19 protein-coding genes are annotated in these 19,201 nt (G+C 70.2%); 8 read left to right on the top strand and 11 right to left on the bottom strand.

The genetic code is table 11. The annotated features are described in order from the left end of the window. Positions 1 to 97: 97 nt before the first annotated feature. Positions 98 to 1,033, bottom strand: coding sequence for an alpha/beta hydrolase (locus AC07PU_RS26995; RefSeq protein WP_495321563.1), 936 nt, complete (start codon positions 1,031 to 1,033; stop codon positions 98 to 100). Between the two features lie 179 nt (positions 1,034 to 1,212). On the opposite strand from AC07PU_RS26995, the gene AC07PU_RS26990 reads away from it, so the two are divergent. Further along, positions 1,213 to 1,653 carry a hypothetical protein gene (locus tag AC07PU_RS26990; protein ID WP_296794722.1) on the top strand — a complete coding sequence of 147 codons (441 nt, stop codon included), beginning with the start codon at positions 1,213 to 1,215 and terminating at the stop codon, positions 1,651 to 1,653. Between the two features lie 30 nt (positions 1,654 to 1,683). Here AC07PU_RS26990 and AC07PU_RS26985 read toward each other — a convergent pair whose 3' ends face one another. From AC07PU_RS26985 to AC07PU_RS26975, 3 genes are all read right to left on the bottom strand, one after another. Next, complete coding sequence (locus AC07PU_RS26985) at positions 1,684 to 1,905, bottom strand: hypothetical protein (RefSeq protein WP_093341623.1); 222 nt, start codon at positions 1,903 to 1,905, stop codon at positions 1,684 to 1,686. A gap of 125 nt (positions 1,906 to 2,030) precedes the next feature. Next, entirely contained in the window at positions 2,031 to 2,957 is a 927-nt protein-coding gene (locus tag AC07PU_RS26980; RefSeq protein WP_495321562.1) for a hypothetical protein, read from the bottom strand. Further along, positions 2,954 to 3,577, bottom strand: a complete 624-nt coding sequence (locus tag AC07PU_RS26975) for a YiiG family protein (RefSeq protein WP_495321561.1) — start codon at positions 3,575 to 3,577, stop codon at positions 2,954 to 2,956. The genes AC07PU_RS26980 and AC07PU_RS26975 overlap by 4 nt, the downstream gene beginning before the upstream one ends. 257 nt (positions 3,578 to 3,834) lie before the next feature. Here AC07PU_RS26975 and AC07PU_RS26970 point away from each other — a divergent pair, with 257 nt between their 5' ends. Beyond that, on the top strand, positions 3,835 to 4,833 hold the full coding sequence (locus AC07PU_RS26970) for an AraC family transcriptional regulator (protein WP_495321560.1): 999 nt from the start codon (positions 3,835 to 3,837) through the stop codon (positions 4,831 to 4,833). Positions 4,834 to 4,842: 9 nt separating this feature from the next. On the opposite strand, the gene AC07PU_RS26965 is transcribed toward AC07PU_RS26970, so the two are convergent. Beyond that, the gene (locus tag AC07PU_RS26965; protein WP_495321559.1) at positions 4,843 to 6,057 is read right to left on the bottom strand and encodes an ABC transporter substrate-binding protein; all 1,215 of its coding nucleotides are present in this window, start codon (positions 6,055 to 6,057) and stop codon (positions 4,843 to 4,845) included. A gap of 221 nt (positions 6,058 to 6,278) precedes the next feature. Here AC07PU_RS26965 and AC07PU_RS26960 point away from each other — a divergent pair, with 221 nt between their 5' ends. Genes AC07PU_RS26960 through AC07PU_RS26935 form a run of 6 tightly spaced genes read left to right on the top strand, consistent with a single transcriptional unit; the run spans position 6,279 to position 11,708 of the window. Next, positions 6,279 to 7,541, top strand: a complete 1,263-nt coding sequence (locus AC07PU_RS26960; RefSeq protein WP_495321558.1) for a dienelactone hydrolase family protein — start codon at positions 6,279 to 6,281, stop codon at positions 7,539 to 7,541. Continuing rightward, a complete protein-coding gene (locus tag AC07PU_RS26955) occupies positions 7,538 to 8,503 on the top strand; it encodes a PDR/VanB family oxidoreductase (RefSeq protein WP_495321557.1) in 966 nt (321 codons plus the stop codon). Before AC07PU_RS26960 ends, AC07PU_RS26955 begins: the two co-directional genes overlap by 4 nt. Positions 8,504 to 8,527: 24 nt before the next feature. Next, positions 8,528 to 9,832, top strand: coding sequence for an aromatic ring-hydroxylating dioxygenase subunit alpha (locus AC07PU_RS26950; RefSeq protein ID WP_093341630.1), 1,305 nt, complete (start codon positions 8,528 to 8,530; stop codon positions 9,830 to 9,832). Then, entirely contained in the window at positions 9,829 to 10,323 is a 495-nt protein-coding gene (locus AC07PU_RS26945; RefSeq protein ID WP_495321556.1) for an aromatic-ring-hydroxylating dioxygenase subunit beta, read from the top strand. Before AC07PU_RS26950 ends, AC07PU_RS26945 begins: the two co-directional genes overlap by 4 nt. Next, positions 10,320 to 10,907, top strand: a complete 588-nt coding sequence (locus AC07PU_RS26940) for a cysteine hydrolase family protein (protein WP_057595342.1) — start codon at positions 10,320 to 10,322, stop codon at positions 10,905 to 10,907. Before AC07PU_RS26945 ends, AC07PU_RS26940 begins: the two co-directional genes overlap by 4 nt. Before the next feature lie 18 nt (positions 10,908 to 10,925). Continuing rightward, positions 10,926 to 11,708 (top strand): SDR family oxidoreductase, encoded by a 783-nt coding sequence (locus tag AC07PU_RS26935; RefSeq protein ID WP_495321555.1) that lies wholly within the window; start codon positions 10,926 to 10,928, stop codon positions 11,706 to 11,708. Here AC07PU_RS26935 and AC07PU_RS26930 read toward each other — a convergent pair. The 6 genes from AC07PU_RS26930 to AC07PU_RS26905 form a co-directional block, all read right to left on the bottom strand. Further along, positions 11,705 to 12,550 carry an EAL domain-containing protein gene (locus tag AC07PU_RS26930; RefSeq protein ID WP_495321554.1) on the bottom strand — a complete coding sequence of 282 codons (846 nt, stop codon included), beginning with the start codon at positions 12,548 to 12,550 and terminating at the stop codon, positions 11,705 to 11,707. The genes AC07PU_RS26935 and AC07PU_RS26930 overlap by 4 nt on opposite strands. A gap of 211 nt (positions 12,551 to 12,761) precedes the next feature. Beyond that, a complete protein-coding gene (locus AC07PU_RS26925; protein WP_296787752.1) occupies positions 12,762 to 13,994 on the bottom strand; it encodes an HDOD domain-containing protein in 1,233 nt (410 codons plus the stop codon). A 44-nt stretch (positions 13,995 to 14,038) separates the two neighbouring features. Then, entirely contained in the window at positions 14,039 to 15,241 is a 1,203-nt protein-coding gene (gene flgL / locus AC07PU_RS26920) for a flagellar hook-associated protein FlgL (RefSeq protein WP_093341638.1), read from the bottom strand. A gap of 20 nt (positions 15,242 to 15,261) precedes the next feature. Then, positions 15,262 to 17,145, bottom strand: a complete 1,884-nt coding sequence (flgK, locus tag AC07PU_RS26915; RefSeq protein WP_093341639.1) for a flagellar hook-associated protein FlgK — start codon at positions 17,143 to 17,145, stop codon at positions 15,262 to 15,264. 34 nt (positions 17,146 to 17,179) lie between these two features. After that, entirely contained in the window at positions 17,180 to 18,034 is an 855-nt protein-coding gene (gene flgJ / locus AC07PU_RS26910; RefSeq protein ID WP_495321660.1) for a flagellar assembly peptidoglycan hydrolase FlgJ, read from the bottom strand. 5 nt (positions 18,035 to 18,039) lie between these two features. Continuing rightward, positions 18,040 to 19,191: a flagellar basal body P-ring protein FlgI gene (locus AC07PU_RS26905; RefSeq protein WP_093342429.1), complete on the bottom strand. Its 1,152-nt coding sequence runs from the start codon at positions 19,189 to 19,191 to the stop codon at positions 18,040 to 18,042. Between the last annotated feature and the right edge of the window lie 10 nt (positions 19,192 to 19,201).

The following is a 19,201-nucleotide window of genomic DNA, read 5'->3' as shown; positions in this document are numbered from 1 at the left end:
GCTGGCCGCGATTCTGTGCCTGCCATGGAGTTCGATCCCTCCTCCGTTGGGAGGAGGAGGAAGGGCGCACGCGGAGCAACGTCCGAAGCGCGTGCAGCTAGTCGATGAACCGCGCCGCGATGTCCCCGAGCGAAGGGATATCCATCTGCGTGTGCCCGCCCGCATACCCCTTCAGGCTCAGCTTCAGGCCCTTGTAGTTGCGGCTGGCGATGGTGTCGTGCATCGCGGTGATCGTGGGGCCGCCGCTGTTGTTGAGGGCATAGGCCAGCAGCAGCGTCACGGGAACATCGCGGGTAGCGGCGTTGGCATACATCTGCTTCTCGAGCTGATCCATCGGCGCGGCCAGCGGGCCGTTGAAGGGGGCTTCGGAAGAGAAGAAGTACTGAAAGGTGAATTGGCCCGCCCCCTCCATGAAGAAGGCGCTCGCGACGAAGATGCCGCCGTTCGACAGGCCCGAGAGCATGCGCTTGGCCGGGTTGGCGCGGTAGTTCGATTCGACGTAAGGCACGAGTTCGCGCGTGACGAAGTCGTGATACGCCGTGGAGCCGGGCGGCAGGTAGTCGGTGTTGCGGTGCGCGGTGCCGCCGATGCCGACGACGATGGCCTTCTTGCCCTGCTGCTCGAGGATGTCGACGAAGTTCTGGAAGCGCGACGTGCCGAAATTGAATTTCGCATCGCCGTCCGTCAGGTACATCGCGGGATAGGTCGATGTCCCGCCATCGTAGGCGGCGGGCAGGTAGATCTGGATCGGATAGGTGTCGCCGTTCGCATTCGACTTCAGCGTGGCATTGATCACCCGGCTCGTGCTGGACGGCGGCGGCGCGGGCGGCGGTTCACCGGCCACCGGCGGAAGCAGCGGCAGCCCGCCACCGCCGCCGCCTCCACCCCCGCCACAGGCGGCGAGGCCGAGCACGAATGCGGCGGCCAGGGCCACCGTGAATCGGCGGAACGTCCGATGAACCTGCATGCTGAATCTCCTCGTGCTGCGGATGCGCGGGGCATCCTGCTTGTGCTCGCCGATGCGGGATGGCATCGCGCGGCCAATGGCTTGCGCATTGGTGGAGAGCGATTGGGTCAGAAGATGTCGTCGAATGGAAGTTACGAAGATGGTTGTAGTCGGCAGGGGCGCGAGCGACGCGGGCGCACGAAGATCGGGGGTATGGCCGCGCGCTACAGTGGTCCACCTCCGGAACCACAGACCAGGGACGATCCATGACCACCCGAAGAAGCCGCCCGGCCTGCCTGCTGCTGGCACTGGCGGCCTCCTGCACGGCCGCATCGGCCGCCACCATCGTTTGCACGCCGGGGCCGGCCGCGGGCAATGCGCCGTTCAACGCGGTGCGCAGGATCGCGATCGACGAGTTCTCGCGCACGGTCAATCTCGATGTGGTGCGATCGAAGACGCGCGAAACCGAGACGCTGGGCAAGATGCGCGCGGACCTGGTCGGCATGGACGAATCGTCCGGCGAGCCGGTCTACGTGTTCAATTCGATCCCGACCTCCGAGGTGGAGACCACCACGCTGTTCAAGCTGTTCAAGGCCGGCGAATGGCGGCTGACCAGCGCCACGCTGAGCTTCGTGGGCAAGGTGCCCATGCTGCGCACGGCGGACAGCGGCACGGTGTTCAACTGCAAGCGCTCGAGCCTCGGTTGACGAGGCCGCGCGCGAACGAGAGGGGCGGGCTCAGGGCTGGGTGCGTGCCTTGATGAACTGGCCACCGCGCAGCCGCACGCGCTCGACGGCCGCTTCCAGCGAAGGTTGGCGCATCACGACGAGGTCGCCCTTGGGGATGCCGTGCCAGGTGATCCGGGCCACGCCCGAATAGCTGCCGCGCACCGTCTCCCTGCAGAAGAACGAACCATTCCAGCCATCCTGGAGGTCGACGGAGATGTGGGCTGAGTGCATGGGAGGCGAGCGTAGGCGCGAGAGGCCTGCGAAGCCAGGAAATAGTACCTTGGTTCTCAATTTATTGCTACCGATTGCCGTGGGCGCTCCGGCATCGGCAGCGGCCGACTTCAGGGCTCGTCTCGTCAGTTGAAGTCGGTCATGAAGTACCAGATCGGCTCGAGCTTCGCGCCGGGCGCGGGCCGGTGCAGGTAGATGTCGTAGACGATGGTCCGGGGCTGCGGCCCCCGCTTGTACGCGATGCGCACCACGCCTTCGTCGACGCTGGCCGGATCGGTGCGCCTGAGCCGCACCAGCTTGCCGTCGCCGCGGATCTCGAGCGCGTGGTGCTCGAGCGGTACGACGGTTCCGGTGCCCTTGTCGATGAAGCTCACCCATTCGGCATCCCGCTCCCGCGCCTCCCTGGCCGACAGGTAGATGGTCGGATAGAGCAGCCGCTGGGCCTTGGCCAGCGCGCCCATGAAGGCCTCGCCCTTCCTGTTCCCGATGTCGTCGATCAGCCGGCGGTAGGCCTCGACCACCTCGGCCTCGAGCTTGGGATCGTTGGCATCGAGCGGCACGCTGCGTTCCCAGCCGGCCAGCCTGTAGGGCACCTGGGCCTCGAACTGCACCGTCTGGCTGAAGCCCCGCGGGTCGGTGAACTGCGCCTGCCTGCCGTCGCGCAGCGGGGGCAGTTCATAGAGCATGGTGTTGCGCGGCGGTGCGGTCTTGCTGCGCACGACCAGCTCCACCTTGAGGTCGTCCGTGTCGGGCAGCCGGTCCTGACCGGCCGCGGGCAGCAGGCGGATCGTGAGCTTCTGCGGGCCGCTGCGCAGGATCGCGGGGTTGAGCGGCATGCTCATCGAGCCGATCCGCCGGGTCGGGAAGGCCTGGATCAGCAGGTCGTTGACGTACACCCGGAACGCCAGCTTCTCGGTCGAGATCCGCAGGTCATAGGAAGGCTGCTGCTCCTGCTGCTTGGGCGCGGCCGGGTCGGCCGGGGCCTGGGCCGCCACCGGCACGGTGGCCTGCAGCAGCGCGGCGAGCACCGTGATGGCGGTTGATTTCCTCATTCAACGATCTCCTTGAGCCGGGGTGAGCGCTGGGCATGCAGCGCATCCTGCACGCGGTCGAGCTCGGTGCCGAGCGTGTCGATGCGCTCGAGCAGGCCGATGAAGGCGCGACGCATGTCGTCGTCGGCGGCGCGGGCCCGGGCCCAGTGGTCCTCGAGGAAGCCCCTGGACGCGTAATAGGCGTCGAGCGGCGTCCACACGTCGACCAGCCTGTCGCCGGCCGCCAGCACGCCGTCCACGGCGGCGTCGAGCGCCGCGTCGCCCGAGCCGTCGATGCGCGCGGCCTCGAGGTCCGAGAGGATGGGATGCAGCTCGGAGGGACTGCCATGGAAGGCGCTCGCGTTCGGCACCGTGCCGGGCACGTTCATGCGCAGGTAGCTGCGGTACTTCGCGGCCACGCTGCGGTTGTCGGCGACGAGCCGGTAGTAGGCCGTGCCGTAGGCGCCGCGGGTGGTGGCCTGCAGCCTGTCGAGGGTGGGGCGGGCCAGGGCCGGGGGAGCTGCGTTTGAAGGCGCCGTCGCAGTGCGGTCGCTCGGACCGCAGGCCGCGAGCAGGGCGCAGCACAGGCCCGGCAGCAGCAGGCGCGCATGCGCCACCCTCCCTCTTTCTCGTTCGCTCATGGGCGTCTTTTCTCTCCCGAAGGGCGCGGATGATAGCCACGCCCTCGGCCAGAACGGCCGCGCGACATGCAAGCAATCGCAACGTCCGCTGCTTTGCGCTTCAGGCCCCGCGGGCAGGCTTCTTGCTGCGCGAATACCTCCGTGTGCATCGCCTCAGGGCAACCGCCATGGCGGCCCGCGGCGTTTGCACGTAGATTCGCCGCCGCACAAGACGCAACAAGCGTTCGGTTCCCCACCTTGAAATCGCAGGAGTGTCCGTGGAAGCATGGTCGAGCCAGCAACTCTCGCCGCTGTACGGGCGCGAGGTCTTCCGTTCCCGCGCGGCGGACGAAACCCATGCGCGCATCGCCTGCGAGCTGAAGCCGCACCGCAGCGTCTGGCATCGCGGCGACGTCGATGCGATCTTCTGCCGCGCCGAGCTGAGCGCACTCTCGCTGTGCATCCTGCGCTATGGCTGCGACGTGGACATCGAGCCCGATGCGCTCGGCAACTTCGTGCTGGTGCAGATGCCGCTGCGCGGCCACGCCGACATCCACCATGCCGGCGGCAGCCTGCAGATCCATCCGGGGCAGGGTGCGGTGATCTCGGCCCACAAGCCGGTGCGGCTGCGCTGGCATGCCGACTGCGAACAGCTGATGCTCAAGATCGAGCTGAGCCGGCTGCAGGAGGTGGCGCGCCATGCCTTCCCGCTGCGCGGCGCCGATGCGGTGGGCGAGATCGACTTCGAGATGCCGTTCCGGCTCGACGACACGGCGGGCACGCAATGGCGCCGCATGGTGGCGAGCCTCGCCTCGCTGCTGCCCGCGGCGGGCGATGCCGGCTACGACGCGCGCTGGCTCTCGCATTGCGAGGACAACCTGATGCTCTACCTGCTGTGCCACCGGCCGAACTCGGTGCGCGAGCGGCACGACGAGGCGCGGCACGGCTCGGAGGCCGCGAGCCTGCGCCAGCTGCGGCGCGCCGAGGAGTTCATGCACCAGCGGCTCGACACGCCGCTGTCGCTCGAGGAGGTGGCACGCGCCGCCGGCCTCACGCGGCGCGGGCTGGCGCTGCTGTTCCGGCGCTACCGCGAGCGCTCGCCCGGCGAGGTGCTGCGCAACATGCGGCTCGATGCCGCGCATGCGCAGCTCGCGCGCCACGACGGTGCCAGCGTGACCGAGGTGGCGCTCAACTGCGGCTTCTCGCACCTGAGCCGCTTCGCGGCCTGCTACCGCGAGCGCTTCGGGCACCTGCCGCGCGAGACCGCGCGGCATTGAGGCACCGGATCAGGACGGCTTCATCGCGCACTGCGCCGCGGTCGTGTCCTGGTAGTTCGTCAGCACGGTGCCGATCACCTTGTTGGCGATGCGGCCGCTGCCGTCCTTGGCGATCACGCGCAGGTAGTAGTTCTGGATCGGGAAGTTGTTGGCGCCATAGCGGAAGTCGCCGCGCACCGACTTGTAGTTGGCGGCCTTGATCGCCTTTAGCAACGCGGGCTTGTCGGCCACCTTGCCGCCGACGTCGCGCACCGCCGCGTCCATCGCCATCAGCACGTCGTAGGCCTGGCCCGCGTAGAACGAGGGATTGCGGCCGTTGTTCTGCTGCCGGAACGCGGCCACGAAGCGCTGGTTGGCCGGGTTGTCGAGGTCGAAGGACCAGTGCGCGGTGTTGAACAGCCCGAGCATCGGCTCGCCGACCGCGGGGATCATGTCCTCGTCGGCCGAGAAGGCGGTGGAGATCAGCGCCACGTCCTTCGACAGGCCCGCGCCCACGAACTGCTTGATGAAGGCCACGCCCATCGCGCCCGGCAGGAAGAAGTAGAGCGCATCGGGCTTCGAGGCGCGGATCTGCGCGAGCTCGGCCGAGTAGTCGAGCTGGCCCAGCTTGGTGTAGAGCTCGTCGCCCGTGCCGCCCTTGTAGGTGCGCTTGAAGCCGGTGATGGCGTCCTTGCCGCCCGGGTAGCTGGGTGCGATCAGCGCCACCTTCTTGAAGCCCTTGTCGCCCGCGAACTTGCCGGCCGCCTCGTGGTACGCATCGTTGGGGTACGAGGCGCCGAAGAAGTAGGGATTGCAGCGTGCGCCCGAGAGGTCGCTCGGCCCGGTGTTGCTCGACAGGTAGGGCACCTTGGCCGCGAACAGCGGCGGTGCCACGGCCAGCGCCACCGAGGAGCCGACCGGCCCGGTGAACAGGTCGATCTTGTCGCGCATCAGCATGCGCTCGACCACCTGGCGCGCGGTCTCGGGGTTGCCCGCGGTGTCGGCCTCGACGAACTCGACCGGCACGCCGCCGAGCTTGCCGCCCAGCTGCTTGATCGCGACCGCGAAGCCGGCCTTCGACTCGGCGCCGCCGACGGCGAAGGGGCCCGACAGGTCCATCGCGAGGCCGACCTTGACGGTCTGCGCGCGCACCTGCGGCGACACGGCGAGCACCGCGGCGAAGACGGCGAGGGCGATGACCGAGGGCACGGCGGCGGTGGTCGTGCGCTGGCGTCTGTACGGCATGAAGGAACTCCTCTGGCGGTGGTCCGCCGAACGTGGGTGGCAAGGCTGGATGGAAAAAAGCGTCAGGGAAATGTACGCAAGCCGGAGTCTGGGCAGCGCCCCTCGGCGCGGCTATCCATTTCCTGCAGCGCCGCCGGCTGCCGGAAATGGACAGACAGCCGACGCGGGCGCTCGCCAGAATCGCCGCCACGACGATCCACCCCTTCGAAAGAGACACCCCGATGAGCCACTACATCGACATCCCGGCCGGCGACGGCGCGCAGAGCTTCCGCGGCTACCTGGCCCTGCCGGCCTCGGGCCGCGGCCCCGGCATCGTGCTGTGCCAGGAGATCTTCGGCATCAACGACTACGTGCGCGAGGTGGCCGACCTCTATGCCGAGGAGGGCTACGTGGTGCTCGCGCCCGACCTGTTCTGGCGCATGGAGCCCGGCGTCGAGCTCGGCTACTCGCCCGAGGACTGGCAGCGCGCCTTCGGTTTCTTCCAGCAGTTCGACAACGAGGCCGGCATCGCCGACGTGACCGCCAGCGTGCAGGCGCTGCGCGCGCACCCGGCCTGCACCGGCAAGGTCGGCGCGCTGGGCTTCTGCCTCGGCGGCAAGCTGGCCTACCTCGCGGCCGCGCATTCGGGCGTGGACGCGGCGGTCGGCTACTACGGCGTCGGCATCGAGGGCGCGCTCGAGCTGGTGCCGAAGATCGCATGCCCGATCGCGCTGCACTTCGCCGAGCTCGACAAGTTCTGCCCGCCCGAGGCGCGCGCCCAGGTGCTCGAGGCCTTCGCGGGCCGGCCCGGCGCGCAGATGTACGTCTACCCCGGCGTCGACCATGCCTTCGCGCGCACCGGCGGCGACCACTTCGACAAGCCCTCGACGCTGATGGCGCACCAGCGTTCCATGGCGCTGTTCAAGGAAGCGATCGGACCGGTCTACGACCTTTCGGCGCTGTGGGACAAGCACTGCGAGTACGAGTTCGCCACGCGCGACGTGGTCGCCACCATGGGCACCATGGTGGCCGAGCCCTACGTCAACCACATCCCCACCATGACCGGCGGCGTGGGCGCGAAGGAGCTGTCGCGCTTCTACAAGCACCACTTCATTCCCACCACGCCGCCCGATACGCGGCTCACGCCGATCTCGCGCACCGTGGGCGCCACCCAGATCGTCGACGAGATGCTGTTCTGCTTCACCCACACGGTCGAGATCGACTGGATGCTGCCGGGCATCGCGCCCACGGGCCGGCCGGTGGAGATCCCGCTGGTGGCCATCGTCAAGTTCCGTGGCGACAAGCTCTACCACGAGCACATCTACTGGGACCAGGCCAGCGTGCTCGCGCAGATCGGCCTGCTCGATCCGAAGGGCCTGCCGGTGGCCGGCGTGGAGACTGCGCGCAAGCTGGTCGACGAGACGCTGCCGTCGAACACGCTGATGCCGCGCTGGGCCAAATCGACGGCCCTGACCATCGCCGACCCGGCGCTGCCGCTCGTATGAACGCCGCGCCTTCCATGCTCGAGCTGGTGGTGGCCTCGGTCAGCGCGCTCACGCCGGCCATCAAGGCCTTCGTGCTGCGCAGCGCGAACGGCGAGGCGCTGCCCGCGTTCGCGCCGGGCGCGCACCTGGGCGTGCAGGTAACGCAGTCCAACGGGCAGGCCGGCCAACGTGCCTATTCGCTCGCGCGGCCGCATGGCGATTCGGACCGCTACGAGATCGCCGTGCTGCACGAGCCCGCCGGCGCGGGCGGCTCGGCCTGGATGCATGGCCTGGCCGAGGGCGCGCGGGTGCTCGCGCAGGCCCCGCGCAACGACTTCGCGCTGCGCCAGGGCGAGGCCGCGCCGCTGCTGATCGCGGGCGGCATCGGCATCACGCCGCTGCTGTGCATGGGGCGCGCGCTCGCGGCCCAGGGTCATGCCTTCGAGTTCCACTACGCCACGCGCAGCCCCGAGGCCACCGCCTACCTCGACGAGGTGCGCGCGCTCGGCGGCCGCGTGGTGCACGACGGCGGCGATCCCGCGCGCGGCCTCGACCTGCGCGCGCTGCTGGCCGCGCCGGTGCCCGGGCGTCATCTGCATGTCTGCGGCCCGCGCGGCCTGGTGCAGGCCGTGGTCGACACCGCGCGTGCGCAGGGCTGGAGCGACGACCACGTGCACTTCGAGCTGTTCGCGGGCGCGCTCGCGCAGGCCGGCGACGCGGCCTTCGAGGTGCGCACGCTGCGCTCGGGCCATGTGCTGACGGTGCCGCCGGGCCAGAGCCTGCTCGACGTGCTGATCGCCGCGGGGCTGGACCCGCTCTACGATTGCCGCCAGGGCGACTGCGGCGTGTGCGCCGTGGACGTGGTCGAGGGCGTGCCCGACCACCGCGACCACAACCTGAGCCCGCGCGAGAAAGCCGACGGGCGCACCATCTGCACCTGCGTGTCGCGCGCCAGGACGCCGCGGCTGGTGCTCGACCTCTGATCCCACGATTCCAGGAGACCATCCATGACCATCGACCTGCAGTCCCTCGTGCAGCCCGACCGCGTCCACAAGCGCGTCTACACCGACCCCGCGATCTTCGAGCTCGAGATGGACCGCGTGTTCGGCCAGGCCTGGCTCTACGTCGGCCACGAGAGCCAGGTGCCCAAGCCCGGCGACTACTTCACCACCCGGCTCGGCCGCGAGCCCGTGGTGATGGTGCGCCACACCGACGGCCAGATCCACGTGATGTTCAACCGCTGCCCGCACAAGGGCGCCAAGATCGTGCCCGACGGCAGCGGCAGCGCCGGCAAGTTCCTGCGCTGCCTCTATCACGGCTGGACCTTCAAGTGCGACGGCAGCCTGCTGTCGGTGCCGCTGCGCAGCGGCTACGAGGACACGGGGCTCGACCTCAAGGACCCGCAGTACGGCGTGCGCAACGTGGCGCGCGTCGCCACGCACCGCGGCTTCGTGTTCGCGAGCCTGTCGAAGGAAGGGCCCGAGCTCAAGGAGTTCCTCGGCGGCGTCGCGACCTCGCTCGACAACTTCTGCGACCGCGCGCCCGAGGGCGAGGTCGAGGTGGCCGGCGGCGTGCAGCGCGTGATCCAGCGCAACAACTGGAAGATCTTCTTCGAGAACCTGCACGACACCATCCACGCGGTGGCCACGCACGAGTCGTCGTGGCGCGCGGCCAAGGAGGAGTTCGAGGCCATGCCCGCCGGCACGCAGAAACCCTTCGAGGTGGTGATCGTCGACGGCAACGGCGAGCCGCTCGAGTTCTGGGAGAAGCTCGAGCTCAAGGGCTACGACAACGGCCACGGCTTCATGGAAGGCATCTTCGTGCCGCCGACCGACCCGGTGAGCCTGGCCTACGTGGCCGCGCTCGAGGCGGCGCAGGGCGCCGAGCGCGCCGACCAGATCCTGCGCGTGAACCGCCACAACACCATCGTCTACCCGAGCTGCTCGCCCCACACCTCGTTCCAGCAGATCCGCGTGATCCGGCCGCTGTCGGTCGACCGCACGCTGGTCGAGATCTTCAGCTTCCGGCTCAAGGGCGCGCCCGAGGCCACCTTCCAGCGCACGCTCAAGTACACGAACATCGTCAACTCGCCCTCGTCGAACGTGATGCCCGACGACCTCGAGGCCTACAACCGGGTGCAGGAGGGCCTGGGTTCGGACGGCGGCGACTGGGTCAGCATGCACCGCGCCGTCGGGCGCGACCAGCCGCTGCCCGGCGGGCGCGCCTCCAACGGCAACAGCGAGATGCCCGCGCGCAACATGTTCGGCGCCTGGGCCAAATACATGGGCGTGGACACCGGGAGCGCCGCATGAACTTCCTCGACTGGAACGAACAGCAGGAGATCACGCAGTTCCTGCATCACGAGGCGCGGCTGCTCGACGAGCACCGCTGGGACGAATGGCAGCGCCTGTTCACGGCCGACGGCCTGTACTGGGTGCCGCTGGTGCACGGCCAGGCCGACCACCTCAACCATGCCTCGCTGTTCTGCGAGGACGCGCTGCTGCGCTCGATGCGCGCGCGCCGGCTCGAGCAGGCGCGCGCCTATTCGCAGCAGCCGCCCACGCGCACGGTGCACGTGGTGGGCAACATCGGCATCGAGGCGCGGGAGGAGGGCGAGAACGGCGGCTGCACCGTGCGCTCCACCTTCGTGCTGCTCGAATGGCGCAAGACCGAGCAGCGCATGTTCGGCGGCAGCGTGCTGCACACGCTGCGCCGCCACGAGGGCGAACTGCGCATCCATCTCAAGCGCGTCGAGCTGGTCAATTGCGACGCCGCGCACGAAGCGCTGCAGGTGTTCGTGTGAAGGCCGCGCTGCTCGCGATGCACTACCAGAACGACGTGCTGCACGCCGACGGCAAGGTGCGGGTGGGCGTCGCGGCCGACGATCCGGCCCGCCCGCGCCTGATCGCCTCGGCCGGCCGGCTGATCGCGGGCGCGCGCGCCGCCGGCGTGCCGGTGATCTTCGTGCGCATCGCCTTCGCGCCCGGCTACGTCGACTGCCTCGACAACTGCACGCTGTTCCGCCGTGTCGCGCAGAGCGGCGCGGTGCAGGAGGGCAGCTGGGGCGCCGAGTTCTACGACGAGCTCGCGCCGCTGCCCGGAGAGGCCGTGGTCACGCACAAGCGCAACAACCCGTTCTGGGCCAGCGGGCTCGAGCAGGCGGTGCGCGCCACCGGCGCCGACCGGCTCTACGTGGCGGGCATCGCGACCAACCACGTGGTCGAGCACGGCGCGCGCCATGCGAGCGACCTGGGCTACGACGTGGCGGTGGTGGCCGATGCCTGCAACACGGCGCAGCCGCACCTGCATGCCGCGAGCCTGGAGAATCTGTCGATGCTCGCGCAGGTGATCGGCGTCGAGGACGCGCTCGCCCAGATGGGCCCCTGAACCGATGAAGGACATCTCATGAACATGCAAGGCAAGGTCGCGATCGTCACCGGCGCGGCCGCGATGCTGGGCAGCGCCATCGTGCGCACGCTGGCCCAGGCCGGCGCGCGCGTGGTCGCGGTCGACATCGACGCGGCGCGCGGCCAGGCGCTGGCGGAAGAGGTCGGCGCGGCCTGCCGCTTCGCCGCCTGCGACATCGCGAACGACGACGCGCTCGACGCGCTGGTGGCCGATGCGCTGCGCATCGAGGGCCGCATCGACTGCCTGGTCAACAACGCCGTGGTCTACAACGACGGCGGCATGGGCGCGAAGCGCGCCGAATGGCTGGCCGCGCTCGACGTCAACCTGGTCTCCGGCGCGCTGCTCGTGCACAAGGCGACCGAGGCGCTGGCCGCGCAGGGCGGGGCCATCGTCAACATGGGCAGCGTGGGCGGCAAGTTCGGCACGGCCGACCGCGCGCTCTATCCCGCGGCCAAGGCGGCGATCCTGCAGCTCACGCGCAACCAGGCCGCGACGCTGGCGCCGCGGCGCATCCGCGTGAATTCGGTGTCGCCGGGCTGGACCTGGTCGGACGCGCTCTCGCGCATGGCCGGCGGCGACCGCGCCAGGGCCGACCGCATGGCCGCGCCGCTGCATCCGCTGGGCCGCGCGGGCGACGGCGACGACGTGGCGCAGGTGGTGCTGTTCCTGTGCTCGGACGCGGCACGCTTCGTGACCGGCGCCGACATTCCGGTCGACGGCGGCTTTTCAATGCTCGGGCCCGATCAGGGCCGCTCGGCGCGCGACTGGTTCGCGAGCTAGTCGAAACGCTTCTCCCACTCCCAGTTCACGGCCGGCAGCGTCTCGACCACCGGCCGCGCGAACAGGTAGCCCTGGAACAGCCGGATGCCGAGCTCGCGCAGCGCCATCGCCTCTTCCATGACCTCCACGCCCTCGGCCACCACGTGGATGCCGAGTTCGCCGCAGGTCGAGACGAAGCCCTTGACCACGGCGCGGCGCACGCCGTCGGTGTGGATGTTGCGGATCAGCTCCATGTCGAGCTTGACGATGTGCGGCCTGAGCGCGACGAACAGCTCGAAGCCCGCGAAGCCGGCGCCGAAGTCGTCGATGGCCGAGGAGAAACCGTGCTGCTGGTGCATCTCGAAGGCCTGCACCAGGTGCGGCAGGTCCTCGACGCGCTCCGACTCGGTCACCTCGAAGATCAGCCGCTCCTTCGGGAAGCCGAAGCGCTCGGCGGTCTCGACCGCGCTCTGGAAGCATTCGCCCTGGCGCCCGGCATCGTTGGGCATCACGTTGAGGCTCAGCCGCGAGGCCATGCGCAGCCCGGCCGCGAGCTCGATCGCCTTGGCGCGGCAGGCGCGGTCGAACTCGACGCGGTGGCGCGCATGCACCAGCCCGAGGATGTGGCCGGCGCCTTCGCCGTGGATGCCGCGCACCAGCGCCTCGTGCGCGTAGACCTCGCCCTTGTCGACGTCGACGATGGGCTGGAAGGCCATGGTGAAGGCGGGGCAGCTCGCGGCGAAGTCGGGCACGGCCGAGGCATCGTTGCTGGCCTGGGTGGCCGGCTGCTGGAGGCGGTTGATGGTCAGCGCGCGCGCGGCGCTGCAGTAGCCCGGCGGACGGGCGTTGAATTCGCGGGCCAAGGGTGCCAGGCTGGACACGGATGGCCTTCAGACCCGGGGGCCGTGGATGAAAAGTCGTTGCGGGATGCCCGACATGGTGTTCTCCGGTTCCTGGGCGCGGCCACGCGGGGCCGCATGTCCGCTTTTTCGGCGCGTCGGCGCAAGACTTGAGGAGAAAAAGGGCCCGGCGGGCAAAAAAAGAGGCGGCTCCTCCCAATGGAGGAGCCTCGGCCTAGAAGCCGCCCGCCGCGATCATCCGCAGCAGCGCGCGGTTGACTTCCTCGGCATCGACCGCATGCGTGCGGCGCAGGTTGCGCAGCGCGGTCGGGTTGCTCGATTCGAGCGCGGTCGCGAGCTGCAGCGCGGGCGCGTAGGGGCCGTTCTGCGCGATGGTCGCGGCCACGATGCGGTCGGTCAGCGGGATGCGGCCGAAGCTGGTGCGCAGCGGCTCGCCCATCACCAGGTCGAGCTGCGAGAACAGGCCGCAGAGGTAGACCTCGCGCTTGAGGTCGTCCTCGATGCCGGCGTCCATCAGCTGCGCGACCAGGTGGCCGCGCATCGCCATCGAGGTGTTGAGCGGGCGCAGGTTGGCGTCCTCGCTGGCGGTCGGCAGCTGCTGCGACAGCCAGGTGCTCAGGCGCTGGAAGCCGATCATCATGAAGCCGTGGCGCAGCGAGGCCACGCGGTTCGGCAGCCCCAGGCCCGGCGAGTTCAGGTAGAGCATCAGCGCGTAGACCAGCGCGGCCTCGCGGCTCACGAGCTGGTCGATGCGCTCGAGCGACTCCTCGGCGTCGATCGCGTTCATCACGCGCACGATGGCGCGCCGCGTCGGCGGCAGCGGCTGGCCGCCGTAGCCGTGCAGCACGTCCTCGCTGGGCCAGCCGGCCACGGCCCAGGCGTTCTGCTGGTCGAGCGCATGCTCGGCCAGGGCGCGGCTGGCCACGCCGTCGATCAGCGCGTCGGGGCGCACCGGGCTGCTCTCGCCGGGGTGCGTCATGCCGCGGTCGAACACCGTGGTGTCGCGCTCCACCTGCGCCAGGCGCAGTGCGTCCATCGCGTCTTCCGGTGCCAGCCGCAGCAGCCGGCGCTCGAACCAGGGCGCGGCCTCGGCATCGGGGATCTGGGTCGGCACGCCGCTCGCGACCATGCGCACACCGCGGCGGGCGGCGGCGCGCACCGCGGGGCGCAGGCCGGCGTCCTGCATCCAGCCGAGCGGAATCTCGAGCATCGGGCCGGCCGCCTCGGCGTTGCTCGCGATGTCGCGCAGGAACTCGGGCGTCTGGATCGACAGCAGCAGGGTCGGCGAATCGGCGTTCCAGGTCTCGGCCAGCGTGCGCAGCAGGTGGCGCCCGTCGATGCGTTGGCGGTCCTCGTGGACGAACAGCTGGACTCCCGCGAGCGCGCGCGGCCGGTTCCAGAACGGGCGGTAGCCGAAGGTCAGGCTGCCGAGGACCGATTGAGACATGAAGACGAGAAGGAGAGAAAGAACGAAAGGGCAGTCACGCCGCGTCAGCCGATGAAGTTGAACAGCGAGAGTTTCTGGATTTCGGCATAGGAGCCGAGGGCCGCGGAGTAGGCGGTCTGCTGGGTCTTGAAGTCGGACAGTGCCTGGATCGTGTCGAGGTCCTCGGCGCGCGAGCGGTCGGCCTCGAGCTGCAGGCTGCGCGAGGACTGGCGGTCGGAGATGCTGTCGACCTGGTTCAGCAGGTCGCCCGCGCGGCCGCGCGAGGCCGACAGCCGCGCGCTCGCGGCGTCGATCTGCACCAGCGACTGCGCCACGTTCTGCGCCAGCTGGCCGCTGCTGTTGCTGCCGTCCTTCACGCCCGCGATCGCCTGGTCGAGCACGCCGAACAGGCTGGTCTTGCCGCTCGGCGCGACGGTCAAAGCGTTGCCGTCAGCCGGCACGCCGCTGGCCGTGAGCGAGATCCCGGCGAACTCGATCGCCTGGCCCGCGGTGTAGGGCTGGCCCGACTTGAGCGTGGCCTGCGTGGTGGTGTCGATCACGTCGTAGGTGGTCACGCCGTTGGCGACGCTGAACGCGACGCGGTAGCCGTGGCCGGTCAGCGCCGAGGGATCGACCACCTTGCCGGCGTCGCTGTAGACGTTGCGCGTGCCGGCCGCCTGGCTCACGGTGAACACGCCGTTGCCGGTGGGCACGTCCATCCAGGTGCCGTAGCCGTCGAGCATCGAGGGGATGGCGGTGTCGCTGGCGGCGCCGGCCTGGCCCGCGATGCCGTCGAAGCGCACGCCGCTGCCGTTGTCGACGAAGGGCGCCGCGGTGCTGCCCAGGCCGCCGAACAGCGACTGGCCGTTGCTGTCCTGCGCATTGGCATAGCCGAGCAGCTGGCCGCGCAGGGTGGTCAGGCGCTGCGCGATGGTGGCGCGGTCGGCCGCCGACAGCGTGGCATTGCCGGCGTTCACCACCAGCGTGCGGAACTCGGCCATGGCCGCGGTCGCGCTGCCCAGGGTCGACTCGGCCGTCGAGACCGCGTTGCGCTGCAGCTCCAGCGCGCGCTGGTCGGTGCTGACGCGCGCCATGCGCGTGATGGCGCGCTCGGCCTGCGCGGCGCCGGTCGGGTCGTCGCTCGGGCGCAGCACCTTCTTGCTGGCGCTGAGCTGTTCCTGCAGTTTCGAGAGCTGGGACTGGCGCGTGGTGAGCTGGCGCACCGCGTTGTCGTAGGTGGTGGCACTGGCGAGGCGGGTGGCTGTCATGGTTCTTCCTGTCTCCCGGGTCAGTTCATGTTCTGCAGCAGCGAATCGAAGATGCTCTGCGCGATCTGGATCATCTTGGACGAGGCCTGGTAGGCCTGCTGGTACTGCAGCAGCTTGGCGGCTTCCTCGTCGAGGTTCACGCCGGCCTGGCTGGTGCGGTCGGTCTCGAGCGAGGTGGCGATCGAGCCCGAGATCTCGGCCGCGTACTGCGCGCTCTGCGAACGCACGCCGACCTGCGCCATCAGCGCGGCATAGCCGTCGGTCATGGGGGCGCCGTCGAACACCGTCTTGTCGCGCAGTGCCAGCAGCGCCTGCGCATTGCCGGCGTTGCTGCCGCCGTAGGCGGTGGTGGCGGCCTGCACGGTGATCGTGTCGCCGGCCTTGGGCGTGCCCGACAGCACGATGGTCCAGCCGTTGTAGCTGATCGGCTGGCCCGCCACGTAGGGCACGCTGGTCGGGTTGCCGGTGCCGTTGCCCGACACGTCGAAGCCGCCCGCGCCGTTGAAGGTCAGCGTGACCGGCTGGTTGAGGTTGGCATTGGCCGAGGTCGCGGCCAGGCTGCCGACCGCCATGCCGCCGGTGTTGCCGGTGCCCACGCGCGCCTCGACCGGGCTGCCCGCGGCCAGCCCGCGCGCCGAGCGCAGCACGGTGGCCATGTCGCCGGCGGCCGAGGCATAGGGCTTGAGCACGAAGCTGTCGCCCTCGGCCGCGCTGCCCGACTTCAGGTCGAGCTTGAGCCCGTCGATCTCGATCGGCATCGGGCCCGCGAAGCTGGTGGTCTTGCCGTCCGACAGCCGCTGCACCTCGATGCTGCCGCCCGCGCCGAACTTGACCTGGTAGCTCGAGGCCGCGAGCGCCGAGGTGTTGGACACCGTGGCGCCGATCACCGCGTTGCCGGTGTTGCTCGCGGCGCCCATGGCATCGGGGATCGCGATCGGCTTGAAGAAATCGCCGCCGGCCTTGCCGTCGAGGTCCACGCCGAGCCGGTGCTGGGCATTGATCTCGGTCGTCAGGGTGAGCGCCATGCGGCCCAGGCCGTCGCGCGCCTCGGCCAGGTCGCTGTTCTGGAAGCGCAGCAGGCCCGCGACCGCGCCGCCGCCGAGCGTGGCCTCGTCGATGGTGGTCGAGAGGCCGCTGCGCATCAGCGTCAGCTTGCTCTGGTTGGCGTCGTCGGTGCTCATCGCGACCTGCGCCGCCTTGTTGCCCAGCACCAGCGCCTGGCTGCCCACGAACACGCTGAGCGAGCCGTCGTCGGCCTGCACGGTGGTGGTCTGCACCTGCTGGTTGAGCTCGCGCAGCAGCTGGTCGCGCTGGTCGAGCAGGTCGTTCGGGCTCTGGCCGCCGCCGCTGGCGCGCGCGATCTGCTCGTTGAGCGTGGCCAGCCGTGCGGCCAGGCCGTTGATGCTGCGCACCGCGTCGCCGAGCTGCGAGTTCACGCCCTTCTGCAGGTCGTCGAGCCGGGTCTGGGCATCGCGCATGCGCGCGGCCATCTCGTCGGCGCGCGTGAGCACCACGTTGCGCGCCGTCACGTCGGTCGGCGCGCTCGCGATGTCGGAGAAGGCGTTGAGCAGGTCCGACACGGCCGCGCCCAGGCCGGTCTTGCCGCCCTTGAAGATGTCCTCGAGCGAGGACAGGCGCGCCGCGCGCGTGGCGTCCATGGCCTGCACCGACTGCGCGGCCGCGGCCTGGCGCGTGAGGAACTCGTTGTGGGCGCGCTCGATGGTCGTGACCTCGACGCCCTTGCCGATGTAGCCGCTGCCGGTGTATTGGCCCGCGACCTGGCCCATCACGGCGGTCTGGCGCGAGTAGCCGACGGTGCTGGCGTTGGCGATGTTGTGGCCGGTGGTCGACAGCGCGACCTGGTTCGCGAGCAGGGCGCGGGCGCCGACGTTGAGCAGACTCATGGCGGGATCTTTCTCGGGGACTGGCCTGTGCGCTTCAGGTGCGCTGGATCTTCAGCGTGGTGTGGATCGCGCGGCTGAGCTTGGCCGCGTAGGCCGGGTCGGTGGCGTAGCCGGCGCGGTGCAGTTCGCTCGCGTAGGCGCTGACCGAGCTCACGCTGGCGCGCGCCTTCTCGTAGCGCGGCGAGTTGCCGATCAGGCGCGCGTAGTCGCGGAACGACTCCTCGTAGGAGTCGTAGGCGCGAAAGCGCGCCGTCACCTTGCGCGGCTCGCCGCCGATGTATTCGGTGGTGGTCACGACCACGGTGGGGCCGGTCCAGCTGCCGCCGGCCTTGATGCCGAACAGGTTGTGCGAGGGGCTGCCGTCGCGGTGGCGGATCTCGCTGCGGCCCCAGCCGGTCTCGTGGCCGGCCTGGCCGATCATGAAGCTGGCGGGAATGCCGGTCTCGCGCGACACGCGCTCGGCCGCATCGTCGTGCTGCTCGACGAAGCTGCGCTGGTTGGCGGCCGGCTTGATGCGCGCGGCTTCGGCGCCCAGCGCGATGGTCGGGGCCTTGGCGGTGCCGCTCATCTGCTGCGTGAGCTGGCGCGTGATCGCGTCGGTGAGCCCGCCGGGCAGGCCCGAGAGCTGCACCGCGAACTGCTGGTCGAGCAGGTCGGTGCCGAGCTTCTCGCCGTCGCTGTCGAGCAGGCCGGACTTCATGGTGGCCTCGCGCATGCTCTTGATCAGCTCGCGCATGAACAGCGACTCGAACTGCTTGGCCGCCTCGCGCACCGCCTTCGGGTCGTTGCCGTTGGCCGCGAGCTTGAGCGCGTCGAGCGAGCGCGCGTCGGCCGCCAGCCCCTGGCCGGTGGAAGGCGACATGGACATCGCGGACAGCGAGGTCTGCATCGACATCAGATCACCTCGAGTTCCGCGTTGAGCGCGCCCGAGGCCTTGATGGCCTGCAGGATCGCGAGCAGGTCCTGCGGCGTGGCGCCCAGCGAGTTGAGGGCGCGCACCACGTCGGCCAGCAGCGGCGCGGCGGGCACCTGGATCATGGTGCCGGGCTCCTGCTTGATCTGGATCGAGGCCTGCTCGGCCACCACCGTGCGCCCGCCCGACAGCGGCGCGGGCTGGCTGATCACCGGCGCCGAGCTGATCGTGACCGACAGGTTGCCGTGCGCGATGGCGCAGGGGCCGAGCGTCACGGCCTGGTTCAGCACGATCGAGCCGGTGCGCGCATTGATCACCACCTTGGCCGCGGGCGTGCTGGCCTCGAGCGTGAGCTCCTCGAGCTCGGCGATGAAGTTCACGCGCGCATTGGCGTCGGTGGGCGCGCGCACCTGCACCGTGCGGCCGTCCATGGCGCGCGCGGTGCCGGTGCCGAGCTTGCGGTCGATGGCCTGGGCCACGCGGCGCGCGGTCTGGAAGTCGACCGCGTTGAGGTCGAGGTTCACGCTGTCGCCGTCGAGCAGCGGCGAGGGCACGCTGCGTTCCACCTGCGCGCCGTTGGGCACGCGGCCCGCGCTCAGGTGGTTGATCTGCACCTTGCTGCCGGCGGCGGAGGCGCCGGCGCCGCCCACCACCATGTTGCCCTGCGCGAGCGCGTAGATCTCGCCGTCGGCGCCGCGCAGCGGCGTGGCGACCAGCGTGCCGCCCTTGAGCGACTTGGCATTGCCCATCGAGGAGACGTTGACGTCGAGCTGCTGGCCCGGCTGCGCGAAGGCCGGCAGCTGCGCGGTGACGATCACCGCCGCCACGTTCTTCAGCTGCAGCTGCGAGGCGCGGTTGTCGGGCAGCGTGATGCCCAGCTGCTGCAGGTAGTTCGCCACGCTCTGCGTGGTGTAGGGCATCTGCGTGGTCTGGTCGCCGGTGCCGTCGAGCCCGACCACCAGGCCGTAGCCCGTGAGCTGGTTGCTGCGCACGCCCTGCACGGCGGCGACTTCCTTGATGCGCAGCGCATGCGCCTTTTGCGCGGGGCCGAGCGCGAGCAGCAGCATGCCGGCCACGCCGAACGAGAAGGCGGCGAGCCGGCGGCGCAGGCGGTGCTTCGGTGAAAGGGCCATGGCGTCGTGC

The organism is Variovorax sp. GW821-FHT10D07 (assembly GCF_059415325.1).
Note: the sequence above shows the minus strand (reverse complement) of the source record. Positions and strands in the feature narration are given on the sequence as shown.